This is a genomic window from Pseudomonas sp. LP_7_YM, from assembly GCF_004364435.1.
In the GTDB taxonomy this organism is placed as follows: domain Bacteria; phylum Pseudomonadota; class Gammaproteobacteria; order Pseudomonadales; family Pseudomonadaceae; genus Aquipseudomonas.
The window spans coordinates 499,881-519,796 of the sequence record NZ_SOCT01000003.1; the positions used below are offsets into that span (position 1 = coordinate 499,881).

Consider the following 19,916-nt stretch of genomic DNA (forward strand, 5'->3'; position numbering starts at 1 on the left):
TTTACCCCTGTTTCGCAGATGTGGACAGGCCAGGCGCCGACTGGCCGCTGTCCTTCAAGGCTTTGGTCACTTCTGGCGGCATGTATTTCTCGTCGTGTTTGGCCAGCACTTCATCGGCCACCACCACCCCGTCGGCATTGAGCTTGCCAAGGGCAACGATGCCCTGCCCTTCACGGAACAGATCCGGGAGGATGCCGCGGTAAGTAATGGTCACCGATTTGTTGAAATCGGTGACCACGAAAGTCACGTTCAGCGAGTCGGCGGAACGTTGCAGCGAACCTTTCTCAACCATGCCGCCTGCGCGAATCCGCGTGCCATGGGGCGCTTCGCCGCTGGCGATCTGGGTCGGGGTGTAGAACAGGTTGATGTTTTCCTGCAGGGCACTGAGCGCCAGGGTCACCGCGATGCCGACTCCGGCGAGGATCGCCACGATGATCAACAGGCGCTTTTTTCGTAGCGGATTCACGGGTTGCTCTCCCGGCGCAAACGGCGCGTCTCTTGTTGCAAATAATGCCGACGGGCCAGCAGCGGTGACGCGACGTTGATGGCCAGTACGCTCAAGCAGATGCCATAGGCGCTCCAGACAAACAGCCCGTGCCTGCCCATCGCCAGAAAATCGCCGAAGGAATCGAAACTCATCGCTCTGCCCCCCTGCGTGATGCTGTTTGACTGGAAATGTGGGCGAGGCTTTTCAGGACTTCTTCCTTGACCCAACTGGCCCGGGATTCACGTTTTAGCACTTCCAGACGCATGCGCAGCAGCAGTACGGCACCGAAGAAGCAGTAAAAACCCAACACGGTGAACAGCAGCGGCAGCCACATTTCGGCGGGCATCGCCGGTTTCTCGGTGAGGCTGAAAGTCGCGCCCTGATGCAGCGTGCTCCACCATTGCACGGAGTATTTGATGATAGGGATATTCACCACGCCGACGATCGCCAGCACCGCGCAGGCCTTTGCGGCGCTGTCACGATTGCTGATGGCGTTGCCCAGCGCGATCAGGCCGAAATACAGGAACAGCAGAATCAGCATGGAAGTCAGGCGTGCGTCCCAGACCCACCACGCCCCCCAGGTCGGCTTGCCCCAGATGGCGCCGGTGACCAGCGCCACGGCGGTCATCCAGGCGCCGATGGGCGCTGCGCATTGCAGGGCGACGTCGGCCATTTTCATCTTCCACACCAGACCAACCACCCCGCAGACCGCCATCATCACATAGCACGATTGCGCGAGCATGGCCGATGGCACGTGGATGTAGATGATGCGGAAACTGTTGCCCTGCTGGTAATCCGGCGGCGCGAAAGCCAGGCCCCAGACCACGCCGATGCCGATCAACAACGCCGCTGCGGCGCTTAGCCACGGCAACAGCCGGCCACTGACGCCATAGAACCACTTCGGAGACCCCAGTTTGTGGAACCAGAGCCAACTGATGCCGCTTTTAGTCTTGGCGCTTGTGTTCATCACGCTGCCTTTTCATCATGCCTTTCATCACGGTCTTGAATATTCAGGCGCCTCTTTTAGCTGAAGCGTCCTGTCGCGGATATTAAATAATGCTGACCGGAACGCATAAAAGCTGTCCGTTTGGTCAACTATCGATTATTCGCCAACACTGATTTTCAGGCCAGCGGCAATTGCAAAGGGTGTCAGGGTCACAGCCAGCGCCGTCAGGCTGCCAAGCCAAAGCAGATAGCCGGTCGCAGGCATACCCTGAAGCGCGGCCTGCAACGCGCCGCTGCCCAGAATCAGTACCGGGATATACAGCGGCAGTATCAGCAGGGCCAGCAGCAGCCCGCCGCGCTTGAGGCCCACGGTCAGTGCCGCGCCGACCGCGCCGAGCAGGCTCAATACGGGCGTGCCCAATAATAATGATAACAACAGCACCGGCAGGCAGGCCGTCGGCAGTCCAAGCATCAAGCCCAGCAGAGGCGCCAGCAGCACCAGCGCCAGCCCTGAAAACGCCCAGTGAGCCAATACTTTGGCCAGCACCAGAAGGGGCAAAGGGTGCGACGAAAGCACCCATTGTTCAAGAGAACCGTCTTCGAAGTCGCTGCGGAACAGTCCGTCCAGCGATAACAGCACCGACAATAGCGCCGCCACCCAGACCAGCCCCGGTGAAAGGGTCCGCAGCAACTGTGTTTCGGGTCCTACTGCCAACGGAAACAAGGCGATGACGATAGCGAAGAACACCAACGGGTTGAGCAGTTCGGCGGGACGGCGAAACAACAGGCGAGCTTCGCGGGCAATCAACAGGGTAAACACGCCACTCATACGGCCCACTGCCCCAGATCCAGTTCACGATAGCCGGCCGGTTTGCGGCTCAGCGTATGGTGTGTCGTCAGCGCCACGGTCCCGCCCCGCTCACAGTGCCCTGCCAGATGCGCCTCCAGTTGCGCCACGCCCTGTTTGTCCAAGGCAGTGAAAGGCTCATCGAGCATCCATAACGCCGGCCCTGGAAGATACAGCCGGGCCAGCGCGACCCGGCGCTTTTGTCCGGCCGAGAGGGTGTGACACGGCACATCTTCGAAACCGCGCAGTCCAACCGCCTCAAGGGACTTCCAGATGGTGTCCGTGGCCACGCGGTGGTGCAAGGCGCACAGCCAGGCGAGGTTTTCGACGGGCGTCAGCAAATCCTTGATACCCGCCGCATGGCCGATCCATAACAGGTTATGCGCCAGTTCGCTGCGTTGCCGCGCCAAAGGTTTGCCGTCGAACAGCACCACACCTGTGGTGGGCCGCATCAGCCCGCTCAGCAGGCGCAGCAGGCTGGTTTTGCCACTGCCATTGGGGCCGCTGATCTGCACCATATCGCCCGCCGCGAGCCGCAAATCGAGATGCTCGAACAGCAGACGCCAGTCGCGCTCACAACTGAGCGCCACGGCTTCAAGAACAGGGATCGACATGTGGTCCTTCTTTTCGGATAGCAGGCGTGCACCGCGGTTCAAGTCAGGATCGGAGCGGCCGTTATACTGATGCAGCTTAACGGTAGCCCGCCGATAACGTCGGCGCCGGATTATACATAGATAGAGGCGGTTGCCGTTTCATCCCTGACCCGGATGCGGCAATCCCATCAAAAAAACACGGCACCCAGAGCGTAATTTTACCGAGTCGGGATCTGATGACAGGCGATATACCCAATCTTTCTCCAGTGGCAGCTGCTACCGCCCTGCTACGCGCTGGCGTGTCAGCCGGAGAAGTGCTCAAGCTGATGGAGCCGCGCGAAGGCCTCCTGAATTCCGGTCAGGTGGCCAATGCCGAAGTGGTCAGCCTCAAGCAACTGGGCGAGGATTTCCAGCTGCTGCTCAAGCTGACGATGGACAACGGTCGCCAGACCACACTGCCGGTCAGCAGCTCCCTGCCGTTGACGCCGGGTACCAGCGTCAACGTAGCGCAGGGTTCAGCCGACACCTTGACCATCAGCGTGCTGGATCTTCAGAAAGCCGTCACCACCAGCCTGACCAGTATCGATACCCGCCAACTGCCCTCGGGCACCCTGTTGCAGGGCAAGGTGCTGACCACGCAAGTCGCTGCTCAGAACGTCGCCCAACTGGCCGGACAAGCTGCCAGCGGCACCACTGCTCAACCGAGCAGTTACCGTTCGATCGTCATGCTGCTCAATACCGCACTGGCGGGCAACAGCCTGACCCTCGACAGCCCACAACCGTTAAGGGTCGGCAGCCTGCTCAGCGCTCAGGTGCAGAACAGCCAGGCGTTGAATTTTGTGGCCATGCCCGACCGCCTCGACGAACTGGCGTTGGCGCAGCAACTGAGCACCCAGCAAAGCCGTCAGGGCTCGCTACAAGGTCTGCTGACGGCACTGCAGAATCTGCCGCCGCCTTCGGGCGACGGCGCCGACAACTTGCCGCCCGCGCTGCGCGCCAGCATCGATCAGTTGTTCGCCGATCTTCCCGACCTGCAGCAGATGACCACCGCCAAAGGCGTGGCGCAGGCATTGAACACCAGTGGGCTGTTCATGGAATCGCGCCTGCTGGCCGGGCAAAACCCGACGCTGGTGCCGGACATGAAGGCCAATTTGTTGCGAGTCATCGCGCAGTTGCTTCCAGGGCTGCCTGATAACGCCAGCTATGACGCTGCAGCGGCGGGCAACACCCTGGCGCGGGCGATGCCGAATGTGATTCGCAATGCACTGGGGACGCTGGGCCTGGTAGCTGCGCCCAGTGTGCCGGTCAACTTTCCATTACCCTCGCGTACGCTGGGCAATCTCGAAGGCAAAGACGATCTGGAAATGCTGCTGAAGCTCGCAGCGGGGGCCATTTCCCGCCTGCAGAGTCATCAATTGGGTGGCCTGGAGCAGACGCGCACTAATGCTGATGGTACGCAGGTCACCACTTGGCAGCTGGAAATCCCCATGCGCAACGCCCATGACATCGTGCCATTGCAGGTCCGGCTGCAGCGTGAAGATGCCCCGGAGCGTGAAGACACGCCGGAGTCCGCGAGCCAGGAAACCAGAGAAAAAGAGAAGCTATGGCGCGTGGAACTGGCCTTCGACCTAGAGCCGCTGGGGCCGTTGCAGGTCCAGGCGCAGTTGATTGCCGGCAGCCTCTCCAGCCAGATGTGGGCCCAGCGTGAAGGCGCGGCCGAATTGATCTCCGGGGAACTGGACAATCTGCGGGCGCGGCTGGTGGCTTGTGGCCTGAACGTCAAGGAGCTGGCGTGCAATCGCGGTGTACCGGCTCAAGGGTCACGCACGGTACTGGAACAACGCTGGATCGATGAGAACGCCTGATGAGCAAGACCGAAAACCCGCGTCAGGCCATTGCCCTGAACTATGACGGCCACCAGGCTCCGACCCTCACCGCCAAGGGCGACGATGCCCTGGCCGAAGCGATTCTGGCCATCGCCCGCGAATATAAAGTGCCGATTTACGAAAATGCCGAACTGGTGACCATGCTCGCCCGCATGGAACTGGGTGACAGCATTCCCCAGGAGCTGTACCTGACCATCGCCGAAATCATCGCCTTCGCCTGGCATTTGAAAGGCAAGTACCCGGTAGGCTTCGATCCGGATCCGCAGCCTGTCGAGCGGGATATTACCCCTGGGCGAAACCAGTAATCATTGCTCTGCAGGCGCCCGTTTGCTGGCGAAAGCGGCGGGTCAGGCCACTAGCCGTTGTCTGACCGGCCACGGCAACCATCAATGCCCTCAATGATTCCCGTGCAGCCTGCTCATCAACTGCGCTTCAGCCTGAGTCAAACCACAGGACTGAGTAAGCTCATCGACACTGGCGCCCATGCCGACCAGACGCGCAGCCTGAGCGAAAGACAGTGTCGAGGGGTCACGCTGTTCAAGCGCCGTGATCTTGTCGGGCAGCGGCGCGACGATGGCATGCAACTCGTGCAGGTCCTCGCCCATCCGCACCGTACCGCCCTGATAATTTTCCAGGCGGCGAGCCAGTTCACGGATGCGCTGATCACGCAGCGAGTCGGCTTCGACTTGCTGCACGGCCAGGGTGCGTTGGCGTTTGGTGTAGGCCATGAACATCGCGACCGTCGCGATCCACAACACCGCCAGGAAAATGACCGCAACCTCGAAAATCAATCAGATGCTCTCCAGTTCGGACCACTCTTCCTCGGACATCATTTTGTCCAGCTCCACGAGGATCAGCAGCTCGCCGTTCTTGTTGCACACGCCCTGGATGAACTTGGCGGACTCGTCGTTGCCCACGTTAGGTGCGGTTTCGACTTCGGACTGACGCAGATAGACCACCTCCGCCACGCTATCGACAAGTATTCCGACCACTTGCTTATCGGCCTCGATGATCACGATACGCGTGTTGTCGCTGACTTCAACCGGCGACAGACCAAAGCGCTGGCGGGTGTCGATCACGGTCACCACGTTGCCGCGCAGATTGATGATACCCAACACGTAGCTAGGCGCACCTGGGACAGGCGCGATCTCGGTGTAGCGCAGCACTTCCTGAACCTGCATCACGTTGATGCCATACGACTCGTTGTCCAGTTTGAAGGTGACCCATTGCAGGATCGGATCTTCGGAACCCTGTGCTGACGACTTCTTCATACCCCTACCCCTTGCGTGTTGTGCTCTGCAGACGATGCGCTCGCGCCGTCCTGTGTTTATCTGATGATGTTTATTTAAGTGTTTGCATCTGCTTGACCGCGCCGCTGGCAATCAGCTCGGCCAATTCGGAAACGTCCAGCAACGCACACATGTGCTCGATCACCGTCCCGGCCAGCCAAGGCCGTTGACCGCGATGGCTGCGCCATTTGATTTCGTCGGGGTTCAGGCGCAGCGAACGGCTGACCTGATGCACCGCCAAACCCCACTCATAGCCCTGAACCGAAATGACGTATTGCAGGCCTTGACGAAAATCGTCGCGATAACGATCTGGCATGATCCAGCGCGCTGTATCCAATACTTTCAGATTGCCCGCCTGGCTGGGCAGGATCCCGAGGAACCAGTCCGGCTGACCGAACAAAGGTGTCAGGTCATGCCCGGCCAAAGGATAGATCGACCCCAGGCACACCAACGGCACGGCCAGGGTCAGCCCGGCCACATCGAACAGCAAACACTCGAAGGGCTCGGCTGCCCAATCGGGACGTGCGTCTGCGGTCGGTGTCGGTGTCGCGGAGCGCTGCACAGGCAGGTGAACGTCGACCACCGGCTCAACCACTGCAGGCATGATCTCAACAGGTGCAATGACCGGAGGCAGGATGACGGGCTTTTCCAGCACCCTGGCCACGACCGGTTCGGCAATGGGTCGCGGCGCGGGCGCCGGTTCGAACGCCAATGAAACCGGTGCAGCCATTCGCACAGGCACCACCGAACGCATGCGTGCGTCATGGGCCTGCTCTTCCAGCACCGCCGCTTGAAACTCATCGATATTTTCGACGACTTCCAGCTCTTCGGTAGCGTCGTGAAGCAATGCATCGAGATAATTCTGCAACGCCAGTTGTGGCCGTGTTGCGATGTCCAGGGGGCGATTCATACGGGAGCCCGAAAATAAGTGATGCAATGATTGCCTGTACCACTTATCGGCTGCACAGCAGGCCGACTTGAGCGCGCAGACGCACGACGCATGAATAAACGATCAGCGGACACCTCAGGCCACCTGCCCGACAAGCTGCTCGGTGAGCATATGCTTGAGCAACGTGCGGTAAGCCAGCACGCCACGGCTCTTGTTATCGAACTGCGAAGGCGTCACCCCGGCACGGCTGGCATCACGCAGCCGTGTATCGACGGGAATGTAAGCCTTCCACACGTGCTCGGGGAAACTGTCGCGCAGCAATTTGAGCGTGCCCATCGACGCCTGTGTACGGCGGTCGAACAAGGTCGGCACGATGGTGTACGGCAGCGGCACCTTGCGCGAGCGGTTGATCATCGCCAGCGTATTGACCATACGCTCCAGACCCTTGACCGCCAGGAACTCGGTCTGCACGGGTATCGCCAGCTGCTGACTGGCAGCCAACGCATTAACCATGAGCACGCCCAGCAACGGCGGGCTATCAATGATCGCATAGTCGAAATCCTGCCACAGCTGCGCAAGGCTCTTGGCGATCACCAGCCCAAGGCCGCTCTGACCCGGTGACTGACGTTCGAGGGTGGCCAGCGCCGTACTGGACGGCAGCAGGGAAATGCGCTGATCGCTGGTCGGTAACAGCAATTGGCCGGGCAAGCCGTCAGGCACCACGCCCTTATGCAGGAACAGGTCGAAACAGCTGTGCTCCAACACATCGGGATCATGGCCGAAATAGCTGGTCATCGAACCATGGGGGTCCAGGTCGACCACGACCACACGTTTGCCCGCCTCGGCCAGCAAACCGGCTAAAGCGATTGAGGTGGTGGTCTTTCCGACCCCGCCTTTCTGATTGGCTACTGCCCAGACTCTCATGTGTTCGCGTTCCCCCCAGCCACTACCATGACCGAGATCGAGTTAAGGGGCAGATGACGAAGATTTGACGCCCTGCGGCGGTTTGGCTGGGACTGGTGCAGTTTGTGTGCCAGCACGACGCAATGCTGCATCGGGTTTTGCATTGGCGGCCGTGCCTGAGCCGGTCAGGCTGCGGCGCACGTCGAGATTGCGCGAGATGACCAGTACCACACGGCGGTTGCGCGCGCGTCCGTCGGCGGTGGCATTGGAGGCCAGGGGCTGGAACTCGCCGTACCCCACCGAAGCCAGTCGCGCCGGGCTGATTCCGTCCATGGCCAGCAGCCGTACGATGCTCGAAGAGCGTGCTGAAGACAGCTCCCAATTGCTCGGGAATTGCGCCGTGCTGATCGGCTGGTTATCGGTGAAACCTTCGACGTGGACCGGGTTATCAAACGGTTTTATGATCTTCGCCACCTTGTCGATCAAGTCGAAGGCCAGGTCACTGGGCATGGCGTCACCACTGCCGAACAGCAGGCTGGAGTTGAGCTCGATCTCGATCCACAGCTCGTTGCCACGCACGGTCATCTGGTCTGAAGCGATCAGGTCGCCGAAGGCTGTATTGACGTCGTCGGCAATCGCCTTGAGCGGATCCTGCACGGCCTGACCCAACGCTGCGTCATTCTGATCGCTGTCCTGCACCAAGGGATCGGCGGGGCGAACCGTCTGGGGTTTCTGCTCACCGATGGGGATAGGCTTGACGCTGCGCTCGGCTTCGTTGAACACGCCGACCAACGCCTCGGAGAGCACCTTGTATTTGCCTTCGTTGAGCGACGAAATCGAATACATGACCACGAAAAAGGCGAACAGCAAGGTGATGAAGTCGGCGTAGGACACCAGCCAGCGTTCATGATTTTCGTGTTCCTCAACGCGACGTCGACGAGCCATCAGCGCATCACTCCATGAAGCCTTGCAGCTTCAATTCGATCGAGCGCGGATTCTCGCCTTCGGCAATCGACAGCAGACCCTCCAGCAGCATTTCGCGATAACGCGACTGACGGATGGCCACCGCCTTCAGCTTGTTGGCCACCGGCAGCAGGATCAGGTTGGCCGAGGCCACGCCATAGATGGTCGCCACGAAAGCCACGGCAATGCCGCTGCCCAGCTGATTGGGATCGGCCAGGTTACCCATCACATGAATCAGGCCCATGACCGCACCGATGATGCCCACGGTGGGCGCATACCCGCCCATGCTTTCGAAGACTTTGGCAGCCTGGATGTCACGGCCTTCCTGGGTCAGGAAATCCACTTCCAGAATCCCGCGAATGGCCTCCGGCTCGACACCATCGACCAGCAACTGCAGGCCTTTGCGCGAGTAATCGTCGGGCTCGGCGTCGGCAATGCTCTCCAGCCCCAGCAGGCCTTCCTTGCGCGCGGTCAGGCTCCAGGAAACGACGCGATCAATGCCGCCAGCCAGATCGATACGTGGCGGAAACAGGATCCAGATAAAGATCTGGATCGCACGCTTGAATGCACTCATCGGCGTCTGCAGCAGACTCGCTGCCAGCGTGCCGCCAAGCACGATCAATGCAGCCGGACCGTTGAGCAGAGCCCCCAGGTGACCGCCTTCCAGAAAATTGCCGCCAATGATCGCAACGAATGCCAGGATAATCCCGATCAGGGTCAAAACATCCATCACAGACACGCCTCGACCAGGTGACGCCCGAAATCATCCAGACTGTAGACCGCGTCTGCCAGATCGGCTTTGACGATGGCCATTGGCATGCCATAGATGACGCAGCTGGCCTCGTCCTGCGCCCAGACCTGACTGCCGCCCTGCTTGAGCAGACGCGCGCCTTCACGGCCGTCCGCGCCCATGCCGGTCAGGACCACAGCCAGCACCTTGTCACCATAGGACTTGGCTGCCGAGCCGAAGGTGATGTCGACGCATGGTTTGTAGTTCAGGCGTTCATCGCCAGGCAGGATTTTTACCGCACCACGGCCATCGACCATCATTTGCTTGCCGCCAGGGGCCAGCAGGGCCAGGCCCGGACGCAGAATGTCGCCATCTTCGGCTTCCTTGACGTTGATGCGACACAGCTTGTCCAGACGCTCGGCAAACGCTTTGGTGAACGCCGCGGGCATGTGCTGAATCAGTACGATGGGTGCCGGAAAGTTGGCAGGCAATTGGGTCAGCACGCGCTGCAACGCCACCGGGCCGCCTGTAGAGGTGCCAATGGCGACCAGCTTGTAAGCCTTGCGCTTGGGTGCAGAGGAAGTCGACGCATGCGGCGCAGCATGAGAGGCGCTGGGACGCGCAGGCGCAGGCTGGCGAGTGGCGCTGGTCGAGGGTGCCGGACTGCGCAACGAACCGGCGGCAGTTGCTGCGGCAGGGGCAGGCGTGGCAACCGGGGTCGCAGGAGCACTGCCATAGCCAGTGAAGCGGCGGTTACTGCGAGAGATGGTATGCACCTTCTCGCACAGCATCTGTTTGACCTTTTCGGGATTGCGCGAGATGTCTTCGAAGTTTTTCGGCAGGTAATCCACCGCACCGGCATCCAGTGCATCCAGGGTGACCCGGGCGCCTTCGTGAGTCAGTGAGGAGAACATCAGAACCGGGGTCGGACAACGCTGCATGATATGGCGGACAGCGGTGATGCCATCCATCATCGGCATTTCGTAGTCCATGGTGATCACGTCAGGCTTGAGGGCCAGAGCCTGATCGATCGCTTCCTTGCCGTTTGTGGCGGTGCCTACCACTTGAATCGTGGGATCTGAAGAGAGAATTTCCGAAACGCGACGACGGAAGAAACCCGAATCGTCGACGACGAGAACCTTGACTGCCATAAACACTCCGTAGAGCGCGCGGTTTCTTGAAGGGCCGCGCGCCCAGAATCAAATACGCCGCGCGGCGTATCGCTTGAGCATGCTCGGTACATCGAGAATCAGCGCGATGCGGCCGTCACCGGTGATGGTGGCGCCCGACATGCCCGGCGTACCCTGCAACATCTTGCCCAGCGGTTTGATGACCACTTCTTCCTGGCCTACCAGTTGATCGACGACGAAGCCGATGCGCTGGGTGCCGACCGAGAGGATCACCACGTGGCCTTCGCGTTGCTCTTCGTGAGCGGCCGAGCTGACCAGCCAGCGCTTGAGGTAGAACAGTGGCAACGCTTTGTCGCGCACGATGACCACTTCCTGCCCATCGACGACGTTGGTGGTCGACAGGTCCAGGTGGAAGATCTCGTTGACGTTGACCAGAGGGAAGGCGAAAGCCTGATTGCCCAGCATCACCATCAGGGTCGGCATGATCGCCAGGGTCAACGGCACCTTGATGACGATCTTCGAACCCTGGCCTTTTGTGGAGTAGATATTGATCGAACCGTTGAGCTGAGCGATCTTGGTCTTCACCACGTCCATGCCCACGCCACGGCCCGACACGTCGGAGATCTCGGTCTTGGTCGAGAAACCCGGGGCGAAGATCAGGTTGTAGCAATCGGTGTCGCTCAGACGGTCGGCGGCGTCCTTGTCCATCACTCCGCGCTTGACCGCGATGGCGCGCAACACCGCCGGGTCCATGCCTTTGCCGTCATCGGAAATCGACAGCAAGATGTGATCGCCCTCCTGTTCCGCCGAGAGCACGACGCGACCGCCACGGGCCTTGCCCGATGCTTCGCGCTCCTCCGGCGATTCGATGCCGTGGTCCACGGCGTTGCGCACCAAGTGCACTAAGGGGTCGGCCAGCGCCTCGACAAGGTTCTTGTCCAGGTCGGTTTCTTCGCCCACCAGCTCCAGGTTGATTTCTTTCTTCAGTTGGCGCGCCAGGTCGCGGACCAGTCGCGGGAAGCGGCCGAAGACTTTCTTGATCGGCTGCATGCGGGTCTTCATCACCGCGGTCTGCAGGTCGGCAGTGACCACGTCCAGGTTGGACACGGCCTTGGACATGGCCTCATCGCCGCTGTTCAGACCCAGGCGCACCAGGCGGTTACGCACCAGCACCAGCTCGCCGACCATGTTCATGATCTCGTCCAGCCGAGCGGTATCGACGCGCACGGTGGTTTCCGCTTCGGTGTGGGCCTTGTCGCTCGGTGTCGGCGCTGGCGCCGGAGCACGGGCAGCAGCTGGAGCCGCAGCGGGCGCTGCTTTTGCCGGAGCAGGTGCTGCGACAGGTGCAGCCGCCGCCGGCTTGGCAGGTTCGGCTTTCTTGACCGGCGCTGTTGCCGTCGCAGCCGGAGCGCTCGCGGCAACGGCAGGCTCGAACTTGCCCTTGCCGTGCAACTGGTCGAGCAGTGCTTCAAATTCGTTATCGGTGATTTCATCCGACGCCGACGCAGTCGCAGTCGCCTCGGTAGCGGCAGGTGCAGCAACTGCCGGCGCTACGCCAGCGTCAGCTGTGAATGCGCCTTTGCCGTGCAGCTGGTCGAGCAACGCCTCGAATTCGTCATCGGTGATTTCGTCGCCGGTAGGCGCGGCAGGTGCGACAGCCGGCGCAGCAGCGGCGCTGGGCGCAGCGACCGGGTCAACGGCGAACTGGCCTTTGCCATGCAACTGATCAAGCAGGGATTCGAATTCCGCGTCGGTGATGTCGTCACTGCCGGCTTGAGCAGATGGCGTTGCGGGTGTCGGGACAGGCGCTGCCGGTACAGGTGCAGGCGCAGCTATCGCAGCACCCGCCGCTTCTGCCTTGACCGCATTGAGCGAGTCCAGCAGTTGTTCGAATTCGTGATCGGTGATGTCTTCGGACGGCGCTTCTACAGCTGGCTCTTCAACCGCATCGGGCGCGGCAAGCACTTCGTCAGCGGCGGCAGGTTCTGCCAGACGCGCCAATGCGGCGAGCAGTTCAGGGGTGGCGGGAGTGACGTGCGACCGCTCACGAACCTGACCGAACATGCTGTTGACGGTATCCAGGGCTTCGAGCACGACGTCCATGAGCTCCGAGTCGACCCGGCGCTCACCTTTGCGCAGGATGTCGAACACGTTTTCGGCGATGTGACAGCATTCAACCAGCTCATTAAGCTGGAGGAAGCCGGCGCCTCCTTTTACAGTGTGAAAACCGCGAAAAATTGCATTGAGCAGGTCCGCATCATCCGGTCGGCTTTCCAGCTCGACCAGTTGCTCGGACAACTGCTCCAGAATCTCGCCGGCCTCTACCAGAAAATCCTGAAGGATTTCTTCATCGGCGCCGAAGCTCATTGGGGGTGCTCCTAAAATTAACCGTCAAACCGATCCAGGAGCTGCATTGTCGGTCAGCACGCATTGCTTTCGTCGAAGCATTGGCGCGCAGTCCCTGCAGCCACTTTCACATAGAACCCGAAGGCTGAATTCGAAAATCAAAACCCCAGGCTGGATAGCAGATCGTCAACATCATCCTGACCGGATACGACGTCTTCACGTTTATCGGCATGAATCTGCGGACCTTCACCCTTGGATTGAATTTTTTCCTGTTCTTTTTGCCTGCGAAACTCTTCCTGGTCGTGTTCGATACCTGCAAAGCGATCCACCTGGCTGGCCATGAGCACCAGTTTGAGCAGATTGCTTTCGACCTCGGTTACCAGCGTGGTCACACGCTTGATCACCTGTCCGGTCAGGTCCTGATAGTCCTGAGCCAGCAAAATGTCGTTCAAATGAGTGGCGACCTCATGGGTCTCCTTCTCGCTACGCGTCAGAAAACCATCGACGCGGCGGGCCAGATCACGAAACTCCTCGGCGCTTATCTCGCGACGCATGAAGCGTCCCCAATCTTCGCTCAAGGCTTTCGCATCGGCGCTCAGGCCATTCATCAGCGGCGTGCTCTGCTCCACCAGATCCATGGTGCGGTTAGCCGCGCCTTCCGTCAGCCTGACAACATACGACAGGCGCTCGGTGGCATCGGTGATCTGGGACACTTCTTCGGCTTGCGGCATGTGCGGGTCAATCTGAAAATTGACGATCGCACTGTGCAGCTCACGCGTCAGCTTGCCAACTTCCTGATACAGGCCGCGATCGCGCGTCTGATTAAGCTCATGGATAAGTTGCACGGCCTCGCCGAATTTGCCCTTTTCAAGGCTCGCGACCAGCTCTTGTGCGTGTTTCTTCAGGGTTGACTCGAAGTCACCCATTGTCGAATCTATAGAATCCATAGCGCCCTCGCAGCGGACATCAGCTATTGACGCGCTCGAATATCTTTTCGATTTTCTCTTTGAGCACTTGAGCAGTGAACGGCTTGACCACGTAGCCATTCACTCCGGCCTGAGCGGCTTCGATGATCTGCTCACGTTTGGCTTCGGCCGTTACCATCAATACCGGCAGGCTGCGCAGACGCTCGTCGGCACGGACCTGGCGCAGCAGGTCGATACCGGACATGCCTGGCATGTTCCAGTCGGTCACCAGAAAGTCAAAGGCTCCGCTCTGCAGCATCGGCAACGCGGTAGTCCCGTCATCTGCTTCGGCCGTGTTGGTGAACCCAAGGTCACGCAACAGGTTTTTTATGATCCGCCGCATCGTTGAAAAGTCATCAACGATGAGGATTTTCATGTTCTTGTCCAATTCGACCTCCAAGCAGTCTTTAACGCGTCCAGCTCCTGGACGCGCGTTCAATCAATCCCGGCACACCAAACCACCGGTTACACGAAAACGAGGGGTCTTTCGAAGAAACAGGTGATGGGCGTCGCGCAACGGGTCCTGAAAACCTGATCCGATCAACGCCTGCCTTAGTCCCTTGTGCTTCCCACACCACGCCTTGCACAGCCGCTCTTGCATCCAGGACCAGGCGACATTGGCCACCTGTGTCTTTGCGTCAGCGCGCGCGCCACTCTCCCAACCGTCCACGCAGACGTGCGGCACACTGGCTGTGCAACTGGCTGACACGGGACTCGCTGACCCCAAGGACCTCACCGATTTCCTTGAGGTTCAGCTCTTCGTCGTAGTACAGCGCCAGCACGAGGCGTTCACGCTCGGGCAGGTTCGCGATGGCATCGGCCAAGGCGCTCTGGAAACGTTCGTCTTCCAGATCGCGCGACGGCTCCAGCGACTGGCTCGCGCCGTCCTCATGCAATCCTTCATGCTCGCCGTCCTGCAACAGGTCGTCGAAACTGAACAGCCGACTGCCCAAGGTATCGTTCAAAATCCCGTAATAATCGTCGAGACTCAATTGAAGTTCGGCAGCAACTTCGTGATCTTTAGCGTCACGACCGGTTTTAGCTTCAATCGCACGAATCGCGTCGCTGACCATGCGCGTATTGCGGTGAACCGAACGCGGTGCCCAGTCGCCCTTGCGCACCTCGTCGAGCATCGCGCCACGGATACGAATACCTGCGTACGTTTCGAAGCTGGCACCCTTGGTCGAGTCGTACTTGGTCGACACCTCAAGCAGGCCGATCATGCCCGCCTGGATCAGATCCTCGACCTGCACACTGGCGGGCAGACGCGCCAGCAAGTGGTAAGCGATACGTTTGACCAGAGGAGCGTAGCGCTCGATCAGCTCATACTGGGAATCTTTGGATGATTTGCTGTACATGCGATAGCCACTTGCTGTCATGACACTGGCCCTGCGCTGGTCTGATGAACAAGGCGTTCAACAAAGAATTCAAGGTGGCCACGCGGATTCGCCGGCAGCGGCCAGGTATCGACCTTCTGCGCGATGGCCTTGAACGCCAGCGCGCATTTGGAACGCGGAAATGCTTCGTAAACGGCACGCTGCTTTTGAACGGCCTTACGCACGCATTCGTCATAGGGTACGGCGCCGACATATTGCAGGGCCACGTCAAGGAAACGGTCGGTCACCTTGGTCAGCTTGGCGAACAGATTACGGCCTTCCTGCGGGCTCTGAGCCATATTGGCCAGTACGCGGAAGCGGTTCATGCCGTAGTCGCGGTTGAGCAGCTTGATCAACGCATAGGCATCGGTGATCGACGTCGGCTCGTCACAGACCACCAGCAGTACTTCCTGGGCGGCCCGTACAAAGCTGACCACCGACTCGCCAATTCCGGCAGCGGTGTCGATCACCAGCACATCCAGGTTGTCGCCGATATCACTGAATGCCTGGATCAGACCGGCATGTTGAGCCGGGGTCAGGTGGACCATGCTCTGGGTGCCGGACGCCGCAGGCACGATGCGAACGCCCCCCGGGCCCTGCAACAGGACATCGCGCAACTCGCAGCGCCCTTCGATGACGTCCGCCAGGGTGCGCTTGGGGGTCAAGCCCAACAAAACGTCGACATTGGCCAGACCCAGATCGGCGTCCAGCAACATGACGCGACGTCCCAGCTCGGCCAGGGCCAGCGAGAGGTTCACTGACACATTGGTCTTGCCTACGCCACCTTTGCCACCGGTCACCGCGATAACCTGTACGGGATGCATGCTGCCCATGTTAATTTTTTACCTTGTCTTGCTTAGACCAAAGCCACATTTCGGGCTGCACGTTCACTGTGTGAACAATGCCTGGCAGACCATCGATGCAGGTAGATTCCACTGTCATTTTCCCTACCTAGCCCGCACGCTTGCCGGGGCTGTGATAAAGATCCGCAAACATATCCGCCATCGCTTCCTCGCTAGGCTCCTCCTGCATCTGCACGCTGACAGCCCTGCTGACCAACTGGTGCCGGCGTGGTAGATGCAGATCATCCGGTATCCGTGGGCCATCGGTCAGATAGGCCACGGGCAGTTCGTGTGTCACCGCCAGGCTCAGCACTTCGCCCAGGCTTGCGGTTTCGTCGAGCTTGGTCAGGATGCACCCGGCCAGACCGCAACGTTTGTAACTGTGGAAAGCCGCCGTCAGTACCTGCTTCTGGCTGGTAGTGGCCAGGACAAGGTAATTGCGCGCCTTTATTCCGCGCCCGGCCAGGCTTTCCAGTTGCAGACGCAGCGCCGGATCGCTGGCTTGCAGGCCGGCGGTATCGATCAGCACCACGCGCTTGCGCAGCAGGGGCTCCAGCGCCTGCGCCAGGGATTGCCCCGGATCGACGTGGGTCACCGGCACATTGAGAATACGTCCCAGCGTCTTGAGCTGTTCCTGAGCACCGATACGGAAGCTGTCCATGCTCACCAGCGCGATATTTTGCGCGCCATATTTCAACACATAACGGGCCGCCAGTTTCGCCAATGTGGTGGTTTTGCCCATACCGGCAGGACCGACCATGGCGATCACGCCGCCCTCTTCCAGCGGCTCGATATCAGGGGTGGCGATCATGCGCGCCAGATGCGCCAGCAACATGCGCCAGGCGTGAGGCTGATCATCGGTGTCCGGGACCATCGCCAGCAGGTCGCGCGACAACGGGCCGGACAGGCCGACGCGTTGCAGGCGACGCCACAGGTTGGCCTGCTGCGGACGAGTGCCCTGCAGTTGACTCCATGCCAGTGAGCCGAGCTGGACTTCCAGCAATTCGCGCAGGCCGTTCAATTCAGAGCGCATCGATTCGTAAACACGCTCGCTGATTCCTGGCTCAGCGGCTGCCTGACGCTCTGCACGATCAGCGGCAATGGCCGCATGGATCGAGGGGCGAAAGGGTTCGTCCAGCGTGGGTTCGATCTGCTTGCTGTCGTCCATCGCCAGACCGGTAAACAGCTGGCGATTGGCGACCGTATCCAGTTCGCTGCGGTGGGTCAGCTCCGCCTGAGCGGTAACGATGCGCGACTGGGTCTTGCGCAGTTCGTCTTCGAGCTCCATGTTCGGCACACGCGGTGCCAGGGCAGAAAGCTTGTAGTCCAGCGCGGCAGTCAGTTCCACGCCGCCGGCAATCCGCCGGTTGCCGATGATGGCGGCTTCAGCGCCCAGCTCATCGCGAACCAGCTTCATGGCCTGTCGCATATCGGCGGCGAAAAAACGCTTAACTTGCATGACTCACTACCTCAGCCGTTCGGCCCAACAGTCGCTACGATGGTGACTTGCTTATTGTCAGGAATTTCCTGGTAAGCCAAAACATGCATATTCGGTACTGCGAGGCGTCCAAAGCGGGACAACATGGCGCGAACCGGACCTGCAACCAACAAAATAACCGGCTGACCCTGCATCTCCTGACGCTGCGCCGCTTCGATCAACGAGCGCTGAAGTTTCTCAGCCATGCTCGGCTCGAGCAGAACGCCTTCTTCCTGACCCTGACCTGCCTTCTGCAGACTATTGAGCAAAATCTGTTCCAACCTTGGCTCAAGCGTGATAACAGGCAGCTCCGGCTCAATGCCGACAATGCTTTGCACGATGGCGCGGGACAATCCGACCCGTACGGCGGCCACCAATGCGGCGGTATCTTGACTCCGCGCAGCATTGTTGGCGATAGCTTCGGCGATGCTGCGGATATCACGCACCGGAACCTGTTCGGCCAACAACGCCTGCAACACCTTGAGCAGCGCCGACAGCGACAGCACGCCCGGCACCAGTTCTTCGGCAAGTTTTGGCGAGCTTTTGGCCAGCAATGCCATCAATTGCTGGACTTCTTCGTGCCCGATCAACTCATGAGAGTGCTTGTACAGGATCTGGTTCAAGTGAGTCGCCACTACGGTACTGGCATCTACCACGGTGTAGCCGAGCGATTGCGCCTGGGCGCGTTGGCTAATTTCGATCCACACCGCCTCCAGACCGAACGCCGGGTCTTTGGCAGTGATGCCGTTGAGGCTGCCAAATACCTGACCAGGGTTGATCGCCAGCTCGCGATCCGGATAGATTTCCGCCTCGGCAAGGGTGACGCCCATCAGCGTCAGGCGGTAGGCGCTTGGCGCAAGGTCCAGGTTGTCGCGAATGTGAACGGTCGGCATCAGGAAGCCCAGCTCCTGAGAAAGCTTCTTGCGCACGCCCTTGATCCGCGCCAGCAACTGACCACCCTGGTTGCGATCCACCAGTGGAATCAGCCGATAGCCCACTTCCAGGCCGATCATGTCGATAGGGGTGACGTCGTCCCAGCCCAGCTCTTTGGATTCCTGAGCGCGGATCGGTGAGGGCAACAGTTCCTGCTGACGCTTGACCTCCTGAATCGCCGCCAGCTTGACCTCATTCTGTTTTTTCCACAGCAGGTAAGCGCCGCCCGCCGCCACCAGCCCCAGGCTGATGAACGAAAAGTGCGGCATGCCCGGTACCAGCCCCATGACGATCATGATGCCCGCCGACACGGCCAAAGCCTTGTGCGAGGTGAACATCTGACGGCCCACCAGCTTGCCCATCTCTTCCGAACCGGAGGCACGGGTCACCATGATCGCGGCCGCGGTGGACAGCAGCAGCGATGGCAACTGCGCCACCAAACCGTCACCAATGGTCAATAGGGCGTAGACCTTACCCGCGTCGCCGAAGCTCATGTTGTGCTGAATGATGCCCACCAGCACGCCGCCAATGAGGTTGATGAACAGGATCAGGAGACCTGCGACGGCGTCACCGCGCACGAATTTGCTGGCACCGTCCATCGAGCCGTAGAACTCGGCTTCCTGAGCCACTTCCAGACGACGGCGCTTGGCTTCGGGCTGATCGATCAGGCCGGCGTTGAGGTCAGCGTCGATTGCCATTTGCTTGCCGGGCATCGCGTCCAGGGTGAACCGCGCACTCACTTCAGAGATACGACCGGCCCCCTTGGTGACCACCACGAAGTTGATGATCATCAGGATCGCGAACACCACGATACCGACCACGTAGTTGCCGCCGATGACCACCTCACCGAAGGCCTGAATCACTTTACCGGCTGCGGCGTGTCCGTCCTGACCGTGGAGCATGACCACGCGGGTGGACGCCACGTTGAGCGCCAGTCGAAGCAAGGTCGCGATCAGCAGAATCGTCGGGAAGACCGAGAAATCCAGTGGCCGCAATGCGTAAACGCAGACCAGCAGCACGACGATGGAAAGCGCAATGTTGAACGTGAAAAACACGTCCAGCAGAAACGGTGGCATCGGCAACATCATCATTGCCAGCATGACCAGCAACAGCAACGGCACACCCAGCTGGCCACGGCCCAGGCCGATCAGCCCAATGCGAGCGTTAGAGATTAACTGTGAGCGATCCACCAATTCTGTACCTGCGCGTTAAATCAAACTTTTGACGCCGAAGGCGCTGTAACGCAGGTATTGCAAAAACCTGTCCAACTCTTGAAAAGCGAAAAAATGCCAGGGTCCCACCCTTCAGAATTTTA

General features: G+C 60.0%; 21 protein-coding genes. 2 read left to right on the top strand and 19 right to left on the bottom strand.

The window, feature by feature from the left end; translation table 11 throughout:
- Position 1 precedes the first annotated feature (1 nt).
- From ccmE to ccmA, 5 genes are all read right to left on the bottom strand, one after another.
- Positions 2 to 466, bottom strand: coding sequence for a cytochrome c maturation protein CcmE (gene ccmE, locus EC915_RS11305; protein ID WP_133750601.1), 465 nt, complete (start codon positions 464 to 466; stop codon positions 2 to 4).
- Positions 463 to 639 (bottom strand): heme exporter protein CcmD, encoded by a 177-nt coding sequence (gene ccmD, locus EC915_RS11310; RefSeq protein WP_133750602.1) that lies wholly within the window; start codon positions 637 to 639, stop codon positions 463 to 465. The genes ccmE and ccmD overlap by 4 nt, the downstream gene beginning before the upstream one ends.
- Positions 636 to 1,454: a heme ABC transporter permease gene (locus EC915_RS11315; protein ID WP_166650966.1), complete on the bottom strand. Its 819-nt coding sequence runs from the start codon at positions 1,452 to 1,454 to the stop codon at positions 636 to 638. Before EC915_RS11315 ends, ccmD begins: the two co-directional genes overlap by 4 nt.
- Before the next feature lie 135 nt (positions 1,455 to 1,589).
- Positions 1,590 to 2,261, bottom strand: coding sequence for a heme exporter protein CcmB (gene ccmB / locus EC915_RS11320; protein ID WP_133750603.1), 672 nt, complete (start codon positions 2,259 to 2,261; stop codon positions 1,590 to 1,592).
- The gene (gene ccmA, locus EC915_RS11325) at positions 2,258 to 2,893 is read right to left on the bottom strand and encodes a cytochrome c biogenesis heme-transporting ATPase CcmA (protein WP_133750604.1); all 636 of its coding nucleotides are present in this window, start codon (positions 2,891 to 2,893) and stop codon (positions 2,258 to 2,260) included. The genes ccmB and ccmA overlap by 4 nt, the downstream gene beginning before the upstream one ends.
- 215 nt (positions 2,894 to 3,108) lie before the next feature.
- Between ccmA and EC915_RS11330 the strand changes: the two genes are divergently transcribed.
- Both EC915_RS11330 and EC915_RS11335 read left to right on the top strand, forming a co-directional pair.
- On the top strand, positions 3,109 to 4,737 hold the full coding sequence (locus EC915_RS11330; RefSeq protein WP_133750605.1) for a flagellar hook-length control protein FliK: 1,629 nt from the start codon (positions 3,109 to 3,111) through the stop codon (positions 4,735 to 4,737).
- Positions 4,737 to 5,063 (top strand): EscU/YscU/HrcU family type III secretion system export apparatus switch protein, encoded by a 327-nt coding sequence (locus EC915_RS11335; RefSeq protein WP_133750606.1) that lies wholly within the window; start codon positions 4,737 to 4,739, stop codon positions 5,061 to 5,063. Before EC915_RS11330 ends, EC915_RS11335 begins: the two co-directional genes overlap by 1 nt.
- A 90-nt stretch (positions 5,064 to 5,153) precedes the next feature.
- Here EC915_RS11335 and EC915_RS11340 read toward each other — a convergent pair whose 3' ends face one another.
- The 14 genes from EC915_RS11340 to flhA all read right to left on the bottom strand — a co-directional run bounded on the left by EC915_RS11340 (position 5,154) and on the right by flhA (position 19,791).
- Positions 5,154 to 5,549 (bottom strand): DUF2802 domain-containing protein, encoded by a 396-nt coding sequence (locus EC915_RS11340; protein ID WP_133750607.1) that lies wholly within the window; start codon positions 5,547 to 5,549, stop codon positions 5,154 to 5,156.
- Entirely contained in the window at positions 5,550 to 6,029 is a 480-nt protein-coding gene (locus EC915_RS11345; RefSeq protein WP_133750608.1) for a chemotaxis protein CheW, read from the bottom strand.
- Positions 6,030 to 6,099: 70 nt separating this feature from the next.
- Positions 6,100 to 6,957: a CheW domain-containing protein gene (locus tag EC915_RS11350; protein WP_133750609.1), complete on the bottom strand. Its 858-nt coding sequence runs from the start codon at positions 6,955 to 6,957 to the stop codon at positions 6,100 to 6,102.
- Between the two features lie 114 nt (positions 6,958 to 7,071).
- A complete protein-coding gene (locus EC915_RS11355) occupies positions 7,072 to 7,860 on the bottom strand; it encodes a ParA family protein (protein WP_133750610.1) in 789 nt (262 codons plus the stop codon).
- Between the two features lie 42 nt (positions 7,861 to 7,902).
- The gene (gene motD, locus EC915_RS11360) at positions 7,903 to 8,784 is read right to left on the bottom strand and encodes a flagellar motor protein MotD (protein ID WP_133750611.1); all 882 of its coding nucleotides are present in this window, start codon (positions 8,782 to 8,784) and stop codon (positions 7,903 to 7,905) included.
- 7 nt (positions 8,785 to 8,791) lie between these two features.
- The gene (locus tag EC915_RS11365; protein WP_133750612.1) at positions 8,792 to 9,532 is read right to left on the bottom strand and encodes a flagellar motor protein; all 741 of its coding nucleotides are present in this window, start codon (positions 9,530 to 9,532) and stop codon (positions 8,792 to 8,794) included.
- Positions 9,532 to 10,683 (bottom strand): chemotaxis response regulator protein-glutamate methylesterase, encoded by a 1,152-nt coding sequence (locus EC915_RS11370; RefSeq protein ID WP_133750613.1) that lies wholly within the window; start codon positions 10,681 to 10,683, stop codon positions 9,532 to 9,534. Before EC915_RS11370 ends, EC915_RS11365 begins: the two co-directional genes overlap by 1 nt.
- 48 nt (positions 10,684 to 10,731) lie before the next feature.
- Positions 10,732 to 13,029, bottom strand: coding sequence for a chemotaxis protein CheA (locus tag EC915_RS11375; protein ID WP_133750614.1), 2,298 nt, complete (start codon positions 13,027 to 13,029; stop codon positions 10,732 to 10,734).
- A 137-nt stretch (positions 13,030 to 13,166) separates the two neighbouring features.
- Positions 13,167 to 13,955 carry a protein phosphatase CheZ gene (locus EC915_RS11380; RefSeq protein ID WP_133750615.1) on the bottom strand — a complete coding sequence of 263 codons (789 nt, stop codon included), beginning with the start codon at positions 13,953 to 13,955 and terminating at the stop codon, positions 13,167 to 13,169.
- Positions 13,956 to 13,974: 19 nt separating this feature from the next.
- Positions 13,975 to 14,349, bottom strand: a complete 375-nt coding sequence (locus EC915_RS11385; protein WP_177413365.1) for a chemotaxis response regulator CheY — start codon at positions 14,347 to 14,349, stop codon at positions 13,975 to 13,977.
- Between the two features lie 262 nt (positions 14,350 to 14,611).
- Positions 14,612 to 15,352 carry an RNA polymerase sigma factor FliA gene (fliA, locus tag EC915_RS11390; protein ID WP_081568863.1) on the bottom strand — a complete coding sequence of 247 codons (741 nt, stop codon included), beginning with the start codon at positions 15,350 to 15,352 and terminating at the stop codon, positions 14,612 to 14,614.
- Positions 15,349 to 16,182, bottom strand: coding sequence for a flagellar synthesis regulator FleN (gene fleN / locus EC915_RS11395; RefSeq protein WP_062385964.1), 834 nt, complete (start codon positions 16,180 to 16,182; stop codon positions 15,349 to 15,351). The genes fliA and fleN overlap by 4 nt, the downstream gene beginning before the upstream one ends.
- 118 nt (positions 16,183 to 16,300) lie before the next feature.
- A complete protein-coding gene (gene flhF, locus EC915_RS11400) occupies positions 16,301 to 17,650 on the bottom strand; it encodes a flagellar biosynthesis protein FlhF (RefSeq protein ID WP_133750617.1) in 1,350 nt (449 codons plus the stop codon).
- Positions 17,651 to 17,661: 11 nt separating this feature from the next.
- On the bottom strand, positions 17,662 to 19,791 hold the full coding sequence (gene flhA, locus EC915_RS11405; protein ID WP_133750618.1) for a flagellar biosynthesis protein FlhA: 2,130 nt from the start codon (positions 19,789 to 19,791) through the stop codon (positions 17,662 to 17,664).
- Between the last annotated feature and the right edge of the window lie 125 nt (positions 19,792 to 19,916).